The sequence below is a fragment of the Trichocoleus sp. AS-A1 genome (assembly GCF_039962015.1).
Taxonomy (GTDB): Bacteria; Cyanobacteriota; Cyanobacteriia; order Cyanobacteriales; family FACHB-T130; genus FACHB-T130.
In genome coordinates, this window is the sequence record NZ_JAMPKG010000023.1 from 25,942 (window position 1) to 39,356 (window position 13,415).

Genomic DNA, 13,415 nt, shown 5'->3' on the forward strand with positions numbered 1-13,415 from the left:
AAACACCATCCTGAGAAATGGCTCCCTAAGATAGAAGGTAGAGCGACCAGGTCTTGATATGTTGGGGCAGTAGCTCAATGAGAGCTGCCCTATTCACAAAGCATTTATTGAAAGGGAGGACGAAAACTATGTCCAACGTGGAACAGCCTTTCGTCGTTCAGGAACAAGCCCTAGATCGCGACTGCACAACGCTATCTCGTCACGTTTTGCAGCAACTCCACAGCTTTTCGGCAGATGCCCAGGACTTGAGCGCGATTATGAATCGCATTGCCCTCGCGGCAAAGTTGATTGCGCGACGACTCAGCAGGGCAGGATTACTCGAAGGCGTGCTGGGATTTACGGGTGATGTGAATGTGCAAGGGGAATCCGTCAAAAAGATGGATGTCTATGCCAATGACGTATTTATCTCGGTATTTAAGCAAAGCGGTTTAGTCTGCCGTTTGGCATCCGAGGAAATGGAGAAGCCTTACTATATTCCCGAAAATTGCCCAATCGGGCGCTATACCCTGCTCTATGACCCGATTGATGGCTCCTCGAATGTAGATATCAATATCAACGTGGGTTCCATCTTCGCAATTCGCCAACAAGAAGGAACCGATGAAAATCAAACCGGCGGCGATTTATTGCAAAATGGGCGCAAACAAATCGCCGCAGGTTATGTGCTATACGGGCCTAGCACGATGCTGGTGTATTCGATTGGCACTGGGGTTCATGCTTTCACCCTCGATCCCAGCTTAGGCGAGTTTATCCTTTCGAGTGAAAACATTCAGATTCCCAATCACGGCTCTATTTATAGTGTCAATGAGGGAAATTTCTGGCAGTGGGAAGAACCCTTGCGAGACTATATCCGCTATGTTCATCGACAGGAAGGCTATACGGCTCGCTACGGCGGGGCGCTGGTGGGAGATATTCACCGGATTCTCTTCCAAGGAGGTGTTTTCCTTTACCCTGGTACTGTGAAAAAACCAGAAGGAAAATTGCGGTTGCTGTATGAATCGGCTCCCTTAGCCTTTTTAATAGAGCAAGCCGGGGGTCGAGCAAGTACGGGTACGCAAGAGATCTTGGACGTAGTGCCAAATGCCCTTCATGCGCGATCGCCATTGCTGATCGGTAGCAAAGAAGATGTCACCTTGGTGGAATCTTTTATTCAGAAACGGGCATGGGATGAGGATAAAAACGCGATCGCGCGATCGCGCGTGCCTCAATAAGGTTTTGCTTTCTTGAAAAATTCCCGCATTGACCTTTCAAGCTGCTCAACGGGAACATTCTCGATCTAGCGTTACAAAGACAATTGTTAGGAGCCAAAAAATGACAGATATGCCAAACAATCATCTATTAGAGATCAAACAATACGGTCAGAGTATCTGGATGGATAACTTGACCCGTGATTTGATTCAAAGCGGCGAACTCAAAGATATGGTTGAGAATAAAGGGATCTGCGGGATCACCTCTAATCCAGCCATCTTTGAAAAAGCGATCGCTGGAAATGCCATCTACGACGCCGATATTGAAGCCGGGATCAAAGCTGGATTGCCCGTTGAAAAGATTTACGAATCCTTGGTGTTTGAGGATATCCGCAATGCCTGCGACATCCTCCGCCCTGTCTATGACTCCTCTGAAGGTCTGGATGGGTACGTCAGTATTGAAGTACCGCCAAACATCGCCCACGACACCCAAGGCACGATTGAGGAAGCTCGGCGTTATTACCAAGAAATCGGTAAAGATAACGTCATGATCAAGATTCCCGGCACTACGGCAGGTTTGCCAGCCGTCGAGCAAGTCATCTCAGAGGGGATCAACGTCAACGTGACGCTGCTATTCTCCGTTGAGAGCTATGTTGAGACCGCTTGGGCTTACATTCGCGGCTTAGAAAAGCGGGCAGCGGAAGGCAAAGACATCAGCAGAATCTCCTCGGTAGCGAGTTTCTTCCTTAGCCGCATCGATATTAATATTGATGCTCGTATTGATGCCATGCTGAAAGCAGGCGTGGATAGAATCGAGAAAAAGGCAGAACTGACGGCAATTAAGGGCAAAATCGCGATCGCTAACGCCAAAATTGCCTACCAGAAGTACAAAGAGATCGTTAAGAGCGATCGCTGGAAAGCCCTATCAGCAAAAGGTGCAAATGTCCAGCGGTTGTTGTGGGCAAGTACCAGCACCAAAGACCCCAGCTACAGCGATGTCATGTATGTGGATGAGCTGGTTGGCCCAGACACAGTAAACACCTTGCCACCGAATACCATCGAAGCCTGCGCCGACCACTGCGACGTTGCTTCTCGCATTGAAACTGGGGTGGAAGAAGCCTATCAGCTGATTGAAAGTCTCAAAGACCCCGACATCGACATCAATCTAGACGAAGTGATGGACGAATTGCTAGTCGAAGGAATTGAGAAATTTGTGAAGCCCTTTGAATCTCTAACCGCATCCTTGGAAGAGAAAATCAAACATCTGCAACCCGTGTAAGAAAGTTTTGAGTTTTGAGTGCTGAGTTTTAAGTTAAGAAAGGGGTCTGATAATTCAAAGTTATCAATTCAGCTAGGAATTTAAAACTCAAAGCTCAAAACTCAAAATTCAAAATTCAAGATTCAAAATTCAAAACTATCCTTCTATGGTCACACTGCTAGAAAATCCTTTACGTGTTGGGTTGCGGCAGGAACGGATACCAGAGCCGCAGATATTGGTAATCTTCGGGGCATCCGGAGACTTGACGCAACGGAAGCTCGTGCCAGCTCTCTATCAGATGAAGCTGCAACGACGCCTGCCAGCGGAAATGACCATTGTCGGCGTGGCGCGTCGGGAGTGGAGCCACGACTACTTCCGGGAGCAGATGCGCGAGGGAATCGAAGAATTTAGCGATGGGATTGGCTCAGAAGAACTCTGGCACGACTTCGCCCAAGGTCTATACTACTGCCCTGGTGATATTGACAAGCCCGAAAGTTACCAGAAACTGAAAGCCTTCTTAGCAGAATTGGATGGTCAGCGCGGAACGCGAGGAAACCGCGTATTTTACCTCTCCGTTTCTCCAAATTTCTTCCCAGAAGCGCTTCGCCAATTGGGTACGGCGGGCATGCTCGATGACCCACTGAAAACCCGTCTGGTGATTGAAAAACCTTTTGGACGGGATCTCAACTCCGCCCAAGCCCTAAACCGCGTAGTGCAGCAGGTTTGCCAAGAAAAACAGGTTTACCGCATCGACCACTATCTGGGTAAAGAAACGGTTCAGAATCTCCTGGTTTTCCGTTTCGCTAACGCAATTTTTGAGCCGATTTGGAACCGACAGTTTGTCGATCACGTTCAAATTACGGTGGCAGAAACCGTAGGCGTCGAAGACCGTGCCGGATACTACGAAAGCTCCGGAGCCTTGCGGGATATGATGCAGAACCACCTGATGCAGACTTTCTGTCTCACGGCAATGGAACCCCCCAATTCCCTAGATGCCGATAGTATCCGCACCGAAAAAATGAAGGTTCTGCAAGCAACTCACCTGGCAGACGTGCATAACCTGGAATTATCAGCGGTTAGGGGTCAATACTCTGCTGGATGGATGAAGGGTAAGCCGGTGCCTGGATATCGAGAAGAACCGGGGGTCAACCCCAACTCCACGACGCCAACTTATGTAGCGATGAAGCTGCTAATTGATAACTGGCGCTGGCAAGGAGTTCCTTTCTATATGCGAACCGGCAAGCGTCTACCCAAGAAGGTCAGCGAGATTTCCATCCACTTCCGCGAAGTTCCTTTCTTAATCTTTCAATCTGCCGCCCAGCAAGCAAGTCCGAATGTGCTGACGATGCGGATTCAGCCGAATGAAGGAATTTCTCTGCGTTTTGAAGCCAAAATGCCGGGAACAGAACTGCGGACGCGCTCGGTAGATATGGACTTTAGCTATGGTTCCTCGTTTGGGATGGCAACGTCCGATGCTTATGACCGGCTGTTAATCGACTGTATGTTAGGCGACCAAACTTTGTTCACGAGAGCTGATGAAGTAGAAGAAGCGTGGCGTGTTGTAACACCGGCATTAAACGCTTGGGAAGCGAACACTGACCCAGCATCGGTTCCCCAGTATGAAGCGGGAACCTGGGAGCCAGAGGAGGCAGAATTCTTGATTAATCAAGATGGACGCCGCTGGCGCAGATTGTAGTTGGGTTATGGGTAATCGGTAATGGGTAATTAGAGTTGTAAGTATTGAGTTTGAAGTTAGGAGAAACCCTTTCATTCAAAACTCAGACGCAATCAATCGTGTCTCTACAACTTAAAACTTTTTACCAATTACCTTTTTACCAATTACCAATTACCTTTTTACCAATTACCTTTTCTTCAATCACTGAATATGGCAACACAATCTCTTCCGATTGTTTCAATACAACCGCCCAAAGATGTCTCAATGACAGAAATTGAGGCGGAACTGCATCAAATTTGGCAAAGCTACAATAGCGACAATGATAATGGCGAGTCTCCGATGGCTACGCGGGCAACCACATTTACTTTTGTGGTTTACGAACCGGAGGAAACTCAGCAGCTGTTGGCAGCTTTAGGATTTTACAAAGGCCCGATCGATGGAATTGATGGCCCGCTGACAGAGGCGGCGATCAAGACGGCTCAGAAAGCTTATGGACTGCCAGTAACGGGCAAGACGGATGCCGGAATCCTCGACCGACTGCGAGTAGAGCAAGCAAAGAAGCGCTCCGATGGGAATACAAAAGAGGCAGATGCCAGTAATGGTCAGCAGTCTTCCTCAGATAGCTTTAGAATTGCGGATGCGATCGCAGCCGCGAACCCCTGCCGGATCATTGCTTTATGCCCCGTCTCTGGGGAAGATGAAGGCGTGACGGCTCAAGTCTCAGCCTATTGCCCCATCCAAAAGCAAAGTCACAATACCCTGATCTGCTGCGAATACATTACTCTGCAAGGCACCGCCGAAGCTTTGGAACGTATCGGTGGGATTGTGAGTGGGTTGCTAATCGGCGGTCTGCCTAAGTTTCTCTGGTGGAAGGGTACGCCCGATCCCAATGATGCTCTGTTTAAGCGGCTGGCAGCAGTCTGCAATTCTGTGATCGTTGACTCTTGTGTTTTCAACGAACCACAGGATGATTTACTGCGGGTACAAACCCTTCTGGAACAAGGCATTCCGGTTGCCGACCTCAATTGGCGTCGGCTGGCTCCGTGGCAAGAATTAACCGCCGAAGCTTTCGATCCACCAGAGCGCCGCGAGGCTCTTAAGGAAGTGGATAAGGTGACGATTAATTATGAAAAGGGCAATCCTGACCAAGCATTGATGTTTATTGGTTGGCTGGCGAGCCGGTTGCAGTGGCACCCCGTTTCATATACCCAAGAAGGCGGTGATTATGACATCAAGCGGATTGAATTTGTTGCTCCCGATCAGCGGACAATAGAAGCGGAGTTGGCAGGGATTCCTACTGCTGACTGGGGCGATATACCGGGTGACTTGATTGCGCTACGTCTGAGTTCGACGAACCTGGATGCAGACTGTTGTACGGTTTTGTGTTCCGAAACGACGGGTTGTATGCGGATGGAGGCAGGTGGTGGTGCCCAAGCTTGCCGGATTCAACAGGTAACGCCGATGTCTGACCAAAAAGCTGAGTTCTTGTTAAGTCAGCAGTTGCGGCGTTGGAGCCGGGATATGCTTTACGTAGAAAGTATGGCGATCACGGCGGCAATTCTCAAATTAGCGATCGCGAATGGTTAATCGCGAATTGTTCATTGTTCATAGCAACTGTTCATCGCAACATAGATGAACGATGAACAACAAGCAATGAGTAAATATGGCATTAGCGATCGCCGGAGAACGCAGCGGGGTGGGCAAAACGACAGTTACGCTCGCCCTGCTGTCGTCTTTATGTCGTCGGAGTTACCAGGTTCAATCTTTTAAAGTAGGGCCAGATTACATCGACCCGATGTTTCACACGTACGTGACTGGTCGTGCTTGCCGGAATTTAGACCCGGTACTGACCTCTGAAACTTACGTGCAGCAGTCTTTTCTTGCTCATCGTTATGGAAGCGACTATGCCCTCGTGGAAGGGGTCATGGGGCTATTTGACGGAGTCAAGAGAATTCAGAATGAAAAGTTAAATCTTGAGCAAGAAACGGAAAATTTTGCACTTAGCACTGACGTTGGAAGTACGGCTCATATTGCGCGGCTTTTGGATTTACCCGTGCTGTTGGTGTTAGATTGCAGCCGGTTATCTGGTTCGGTGGCAGCGATCGCTCATGGCTATCGTTCTTTTGACTCTAGAATCAAGATTGCTGGAGTGGTGTTAAATCGGGTGGGAAGCGATCGCCACCTGCAACTGCTCAAAGATGCTCTAGAACCCTTGCATTTGCCCGTTCTAGGCATTTTGCGGCGACAAGATAATATCACTATTCCCGACCGACATCTGGGCTTGGTGCCCACCGCAGAGCTGTCTCAGATGGATGCTTTAATCGATCGGCTTGCGGATTTGGGAGACAGTTGCTTTGAGTGGGAACAGCTTTTGCCGCTTCTCAAGGTGGAACCAAGGCAACAGCTAGAATTGATTCATCCCTCACCCCAGCCATCCGGGTATATCCTCGATTCGTTAAAAATTGCGGTTGCCCGCGATCGCGCTTTTAGCTTCTATTATCAAGACAATCTAGATATACTGGCATCCCTGGGAGCAGAATTGGTGTTTTGGAGTCCGCTGACGGACAACAGCTTACCAGAAGGCATTCAAGGATTATATTTTGGGGGTGGTTTCCCGGAAGTTTTTGCCCAAAACTTGGCTGAAAATACCGCGACTCGTGATGCAGTGCGGAAGGCAATTTTGGCGGGAATGCCTACTTATGCCGAGTGTGGCGGTTTAATGTATTTGTCCGAAAGAATTGTAGATTTTGAGGGAAATTCTTTCCAGATGGTAGGAGTTTTACCCACCACAGCCGCCATGAGTTCGCGCCTGCGTTTAGGGTATCGGCAAGCGATCGCCCTGCAAGAAAGTCCCCTCCTGCCGGCTGGGGGAACCGTTTGGGGGCATGAGTTTCACCGTTCTCACTTAACTGAGGAACCGGAAGCGCCACTTTTTCAAAATCGGGGGTACGATCCCAACAGTCCCGTTACCAGTGAGGGGTGGGCAGTGCATCACGTTCATGCTTCCTACGTCCATCTTCATTTTGGCGGCTGTCCGGAGATTCCGGCTCGATTTCTAAGGTATTGTTTTGATTTTTCCCAAGCGGGGAAGGAGTCAAGCGAGACGTAAATAAAGATGGGTGGACGGATGGAACCGACAGGTTGGCGCTAGGCTGACGCCTCACTTCGCTGTTTTCATGCCCAAAGGGCTGTACGCGATCGCGACTTGTGTCTGCAATGCTTGAGCGTGTAGTAGCCTGCGATCGCAACTGTCACTCTTGTTTGTTTCTTCTGCGTTCAGCTGATGTAAGCTTTAGCTAACTTACGCTAGCCCCTTTCGGCGGACGATTGCTATGTCTTCTGAACAGTTTCAAGCAGCACACGACAGCATTTACATCACAGGTAGGCTACTCTTACAGTCCCTTCAAGAAATTCGAGCAACACGCGAAGGGGAGAGAGACGATACCAAGGCGTTACAACGCATCGAAAATGATATTACTAAAGCGTTATATGCTTTAAAAGAGCAGAAGTATCAAGTTGCGGTGATTGCTCCTCTGAATGCAGGTAAAAACACGTTCCTAAATGCCTTAATAGGTGCAGATATTTTACCGAGTGAAGCTGAAGCGATTACTGCCTGCCGTACCGATATCCGACATATTGATTCTGGACAAGTGCATAGATTTCTGGAGTATCGAGAAGGACATTGGCAACCTGTTGCGATCGCTTCTGGTGATGCGGTCGAAATTGCCCAAAAATTTCTAGAGCATACTGAATCTATTCGGAATCAACATAATCCCGATCGGACTATCCGCTTTGAAATAGAACATCCGATTGAAGCAATTAGCACGCTTTCATCTCTAGCTGGCTTTACTCTAAGCGATCTGTCTGTTGAAAATGAGCAAACATCTATAAAATTCACCCCGACAACAGAGCAAGAACAGATAATCTTAGAAACTTTAGAAAATACCGATGTAATCTTATTTATTTTAAATGAGAATAATTTTAAAAATGATTCTGTATCCGTTTTTTTAAAAAAAATAATAGAGAAATATCGCCAAATTTTAGCAATCAATCAAGGTAAGGTTTTCTTTATTATTAATGAGGTTGAGCCGAAAAACACACATATAGACGTTTCTGAAGTTATTGAAATCTGCAAACAAACGTTAATCGGCTTAGGTTTTTCAAGTCCGATTATCTATTCGGCAAATTCTAGAAAAGGACTTTTAGCAAAACTGATTCAAAACAGCACAGCAACTAGCAGTCATACAAAAGAGTTCGTCCAAGTATTTTTAGGGAACTATATAGAAGAAACTGAGGAAGGTGAATTTAGAGTTCCCCAGCCTATAGAAATTGCGCCAAAAGTTCTAAGAGATAGCGGAATTCCTGTTATTCAAGAAATAGTGCTTCAAACAATTATTGAAAATTTAGGTTGGAATCTTCTGAGTGGAGTTTTGGCAGAACTCAATAAAGCTGCTAAAGCAATAGAAGATTCCCTGAATACCCGTCTTGTAAGCGGGGAAGTAGAAACTGAAAATATTCAAGAAAAGGCAGTTTCGCAAAATACAGAGACGCTAACTAATAAGCTAATTCAATCATTAGGGAACGAGCTAGAGCATTTGGCAACCGAACCCCGAAAAAAGGAAGTAATACCCCCTCGAATTGTGACAAGTTTAAAGGAACGGAAAGCTCAACTGAATGAATATATGGATGAATTAACTTTGATTCGGAAATCGTTGGATAGTTGGAAGCCAGTACAGATAATTAACTAAGCTATTAAAGAATTTGGCTAATGGATGCGATCGCGTCTCTTCCTGGCTTTTTCTCCTTGCTTCGCAGTTCATCCTCCCAAATTCCCCGCCTTACTTAAATCTGCTTCCTGACTTTCCGCCTTATAAACGTTGATCTTGTTGTTCAGTTCGCGGATGCGACGGGACAGCAAACGAATGATGTTCACCGCAATTCCTGGCGTCTCATCAATCGCATCATACAGTTGCAACTGCGTCAGCATCAGACACTCGCAAGATTCCAAAGTCGTAATCGAAGCCGAACGCGGCTCAGCATCAAACAACGACATCTCCCCAAAGGTGGCTCCCTGCTCTAAGTGCGCCAAATCTCGACCGCCAAAATGAACCCGTACCCTGCCGGAAACGACAATGTAGAGCGATCGCCCTTCTTGTCCTTCAGTAAAAATCGTATGATGCGCTGGAAAGGATAGCTCATCCATCACAGAAGCCAGCCGCACCAGAAAATCATCCCGCAGTTCCTGGAAAATCGGGACGCCTCTGACAAATAATAGGCGCTCAACGCTGGTTAACATCGGAATCTAGACTCTAGACTTTGGACTTTTAGACTTTAGACTTTTAGACCTTGGACTTTAGACTTTAGACTTGAGAACAGCCCATCGTCATTAGGGTAATCATCCAGAGTCCAGAGTCTCTAGTCCCTCTATTGTCCCAGTTCTGCCATCATCTGCTGAACTTGGGCGGCGACAAGGCGATCGCGGTCATTTTTCAGGACGGGCAACATTTCCTGCAAAGCGCGGGGTGCAGCGGCTCTCAAATAAGCCAAAACCGCTTCCCGCACAAAGCCGGTGGGATGGCGCAGACACACCAGCGTCTGTTCCGGCGTCAAACTCCATTTCGCCTGACGTGCTGCATGAAAACAACATGCTAAAGGCCAGTCTGACAGAAAATGACGTAAATCCAGCAACCGACGCAGGCGATCGCTCTGAATCATCGGTTGATAAGGAAACATCTCTGCTAAGTTTTGCAGTTTTTCTTTCTCCGGTCGCCGGTCGAGAATTCCCACGAGCGATCGCTTCTTAGCGATATCTAGAGTATTATCCAAAATTTCCAACCCCAGCGCGATATTCGATGGCGAATCAGATTGGAGATTAAACGCTGCTGCTTGAATCGAGCTAGCCGGATAAAGAAACTTCATCAGCAAAAAACACCGCTCAATCACATCCGACTGCTCTTCCAGAAGTGCCCGTTGTAGCAATGAAAGCGCTGACTGGTTCGCTTCTCGTGTTGAGGCGAAAAAAGACTCAATTGGCTCATCCGCCGACAAATCTACTAAAGCCGCATACAAGTGTCCGACAAACAGCATTTCCTGCTCAATCAACATTTCAACGCCGCTGCGACCTAAGCGGTCGAGAACCCCCTCGATTCCGGTTTCGTGGGACATTTTGAGCAGAATCCGCAGGATGTTGCGTCGCGTAGTCCCCCAGCCGGTTTTTAGATGAGCCACCAACTGATTGAGGGCTTCCGGCGTGCCAATTTGACCCATCGCACTCCAAGCCTGTAGCCTTACCAAATCTGGTTTGTGGATATCTTGTGCTAACTCGACCAGCATCGGAATCGCTTCATCTCCTAAACGCACAATCGCACCGAGAGCCGCTTCGCGGGTAGATTTGTAGTAAAGCCCTCGCACCAGAGCCGGATAGTATTCGTGTAAACGGGTTGAGGAAATTACCTCTAGCAAGGCGCAGCGCACGCGCAAAGACTCATCTTGTAACAAACTAGGAATATAAAGTCGCAGTGCCTGCAAATAATCTGCCTCTCCCAGCGCTCGACAACCCATGACTCGTTCCCGTTCCCGTTGATGAGTCAGCATCCGGCGCAAGGTATTGGTCGCTTCGGCTTTCTCCGTCGGGGTGCCCCGGCGCAATATTAAAGCGGCGGCGGTTCCCCGCACCACCGGGTCTACGTTTGGGCGGAGGTAGGGCTGTAACTGGCTAATATCAGGGGTTTCCTGAGTTAGCCAGATATAGCGTAGAGCGACAGCAAGAACTTCTGGATTGAGTTTTTGAGCAATCAGCCCCTGAACTTGGTCTAAATAAGTGGGATTCGGCGTCAGCAGCATTGCTTCTAGGCTCTGGCGCTGCAAGGCTGGAGTGAGATGAGTGAGCAGCGGAGCAAGGATTTCGCCCACATCCTCCAAGTCGATTTGGCACAGGAGTTCGATGCAAGAGCGTTTATCTGCTTCCGTACCTGGTTTCTCCAGTGTTTCGACAACAGCACGCTTGAGGACTCGCAGATCGACATCTGAAACGCTTAGCCGTTCTCCTTGAGCGCTCTGAACCAGCAAGCCGACATAGCTCGACCGAAGCAGGAAAACAATTAACAGCCAGAGGAGGGCAAAAATAATAATAACGGCGACAAACACCCAACTTTGGAGCGATCGCAGCGAGTTCTCCGACAGGTTGTGAAAGGTAAAGGCTAACAAGCTGATGATGCCTAAAATCCCCGCTCCAGTAAATCCTGTTGAGAGGGATTCGGCGATGCCCCGCACCTGAGCCATGATTGAGCTGCGAATGTTATCGGGGAGCGGTTGGAATAGAACCGGCCCAAGGGCAGCCATGAGGGTATAGCGTAGCAGTTCATCTATAAATTTGAGGAAGATCAGACCTAGAAAAAAGCCTGTAACCCCGGTGAGAGCAACCAAGCTAAGAATAATAATTGCCACAGGCAACAACATAGCGGCAACAAATACTCCCAGCCGTTCGATGGCTCGACTGGAGATAAACCACTGGGTTGCTAGTTCGCATAAACCCACGATGCCGCTAAACAAACCGAGGAAACTGGCAATTTCCTTGCTGTCAAAGTTCAGCTCTAATTGACTCAGATACTGAAAATCAATTAACAAAAACAGAATCTGCCCGACGATGAAGAAGCCAAATAAGGGGATGACGTAGCGCTGTAAGGGGCCTCTCAGACGCCTGGATGTGAAGTCGCTTTCTTGATTTAAGTTGGCTCTGACGGGAGAATCCGGAAAGGCTTGCTTGTACTGCTGGGTGAGATAAAAAAGGCTACAAGCTCCCAACCCCATCATCACGACAGCAACCAGGGAAACGTTATTCAGTCCAACGGTGGCGAGGATTAGGGGGAGGGAAAAACCACTGACAACATCTGCAACGAGGATGCCACTACTAATGAGGGGGTAGGTGCGCTTAATTTCCCGGATATTGAAGAGTTGATTAGCAGTAATGGAAGTGTTGAGGTCATTGAGGACGTTAATCGCTTCCACCCACAGCCGCATCAGAAAGACTGTGACGCCAGCCAAATAGACAATATCTAATCCCAGGCGGAATAGGACAAGGGGGATGACTGCAAGGGAGGCTACTAGGACAACTACCCAGCGCAAAGGCAAAATCTTTTGCATCCAAGAGTAGACAAAGCCCAGGCTCGAACCGATACCCGCTGAGAGGATATAGAACAGGGGCAATTGCTCTGCGCCATACTCTTTCAGAAAAAGGGCTACAGTACTAGCTTCTGCCCAGATGATGCCGATGGAAGTTGTGGTATAGAAAGCGAACATGAATAGTGTTCGCTCTCCTTCTTCTGGACGAAGATTGACCCACTGGAGTAATCCCCGACCCCAATCGGACCAAGACCAAGCGCGATTGTTCAGTTTCATTGGTATTTTGTCCGTTGTCAGTAGTCAGTGGTCAGTGTTTCTTTTTTGCCACTGACCACTGTTCGGGCGACGCCTGGTCTTCCCCACACCACTGACCACTGACTACTGACCGCCGACTACTGAGCTATTTTTTCGGAGACAGCAGCATCATCATGTTGCGACCTTCTTTTTTGGGAGCTTGCTGCACTTCCGCTAGTTCCTGTAAATCCGTCGCCATCCGCTTGAGCAAGTCCTCGGCTAAATCGCTGTGTTGAATTTCGCGACCTCGGAACGTAATCGTGGCTTTGACCTTATCTCCCGCTTTCAGAAAGCGCTCGGCTTGATTAACTCGCACCTGATAGTCATGCTCTTCAATCTTGTAGCGCATCTTCACTTCCTTGACATCAGCGGTATGCTGATTTTTCCGAGCTTCCCGCGCTTTTTTCTCTTGTTCAAATTTATATTTGCCATAGTTCATAATCCGGCAAACGGGGGGTTCTGCCTTATCGCTGAGCAGGACAAGATCCAGCTCTTTTTCTTCAGCGATGCGGATAGCCTCGTTTGGCGTCATAATTCCCAGCTGCGTGCCATCGGTGTCAATGACGCGAATTTGGGGAAAACGAATACGTTCGTTAATTTGGGGTAGATCGCGAGTGCGTCTTTTCTCAATCACAGGCATTAGGGTTATGTTTGCTCGGTTAGTTGATAAGGTTAATTTTGATAGCAGTGGGTTGTTGAATGTTTGAGCGATCGCACTAGGGCTACAGGCTGCTTCCTGGCGTTCTCAATTTCATTCCCAAAGAAACCAAGTTTTTCTTTCCTTGTATCTGCCATTCTACTGAGTATGGGAGAGTTTCTGTCTATAGTTGTTCACGTAACTTCCAAAAAGCGATCGCTCCCATCTCCCCCTCAACGACTGTTG

General features: G+C 48.2%; 9 protein-coding genes. 6 read left to right on the plus strand and 3 right to left on the minus strand.

Annotation, left to right across the window (positions count from 1 at the left end; genetic code table 11):
• Positions 1-128 precede the first annotated feature (128 nt).
• The 6 genes from fbp (at position 129) to NC994_RS17780 (ending at position 8,865) form a co-directional block, all read left to right on the plus strand.
• Complete coding sequence (gene fbp / locus NC994_RS17755; RefSeq protein ID WP_190410352.1) at positions 129-1,208, plus strand: class 1 fructose-bisphosphatase; 1,080 nt, start codon at positions 129-131, stop codon at positions 1,206-1,208.
• A 109-nt stretch (positions 1,209-1,317) separates the two neighbouring features.
• Positions 1,318-2,463, plus strand: coding sequence for a transaldolase (gene tal, locus NC994_RS17760; RefSeq protein ID WP_190410432.1), 1,146 nt, complete (start codon positions 1,318-1,320; stop codon positions 2,461-2,463).
• A gap of 145 nt (positions 2,464-2,608) precedes the next feature.
• On the plus strand, positions 2,609-4,138 hold the full coding sequence (gene zwf, locus NC994_RS17765) for a glucose-6-phosphate dehydrogenase (RefSeq protein ID WP_190437753.1): 1,530 nt from the start codon (positions 2,609-2,611) through the stop codon (positions 4,136-4,138).
• Positions 4,139-4,327: 189 nt separating this feature from the next.
• A complete protein-coding gene (gene opcA / locus NC994_RS17770) occupies positions 4,328-5,704 on the plus strand; it encodes a glucose-6-phosphate dehydrogenase assembly protein OpcA (RefSeq protein ID WP_190437757.1) in 1,377 nt (458 codons plus the stop codon).
• 76 nt (positions 5,705-5,780) lie between these two features.
• Positions 5,781-7,226, plus strand: a complete 1,446-nt coding sequence (locus NC994_RS17775; protein ID WP_190437760.1) for a cobyrinate a,c-diamide synthase — start codon at positions 5,781-5,783, stop codon at positions 7,224-7,226.
• Between the two features lie 223 nt (positions 7,227-7,449).
• Positions 7,450-8,865 carry a dynamin family protein gene (locus tag NC994_RS17780; protein ID WP_190437765.1) on the plus strand — a complete coding sequence of 472 codons (1,416 nt, stop codon included), beginning with the start codon at positions 7,450-7,452 and terminating at the stop codon, positions 8,863-8,865.
• Between the two features lie 68 nt (positions 8,866-8,933).
• On the opposite strand, the gene NC994_RS17785 is transcribed toward NC994_RS17780, so the two are convergent.
• From NC994_RS17785 to infC, 3 genes are all read right to left on the minus strand, one after another.
• Entirely contained in the window at positions 8,934-9,413 is a 480-nt protein-coding gene (locus NC994_RS17785) for a Crp/Fnr family transcriptional regulator (RefSeq protein ID WP_190429295.1), read from the minus strand.
• Positions 9,414-9,541: 128 nt separating this feature from the next.
• On the minus strand, positions 9,542-12,514 hold the full coding sequence (locus tag NC994_RS17790) for a HEAT repeat domain-containing protein (RefSeq protein WP_190437768.1): 2,973 nt from the start codon (positions 12,512-12,514) through the stop codon (positions 9,542-9,544).
• A gap of 124 nt (positions 12,515-12,638) precedes the next feature.
• Positions 12,639-13,172: a translation initiation factor IF-3 gene (infC, locus tag NC994_RS17795; protein ID WP_190410345.1), complete on the minus strand. Its 534-nt coding sequence runs from the start codon at positions 13,170-13,172 to the stop codon at positions 12,639-12,641.
• Positions 13,173-13,415: the final 243 nt, after the last annotated feature.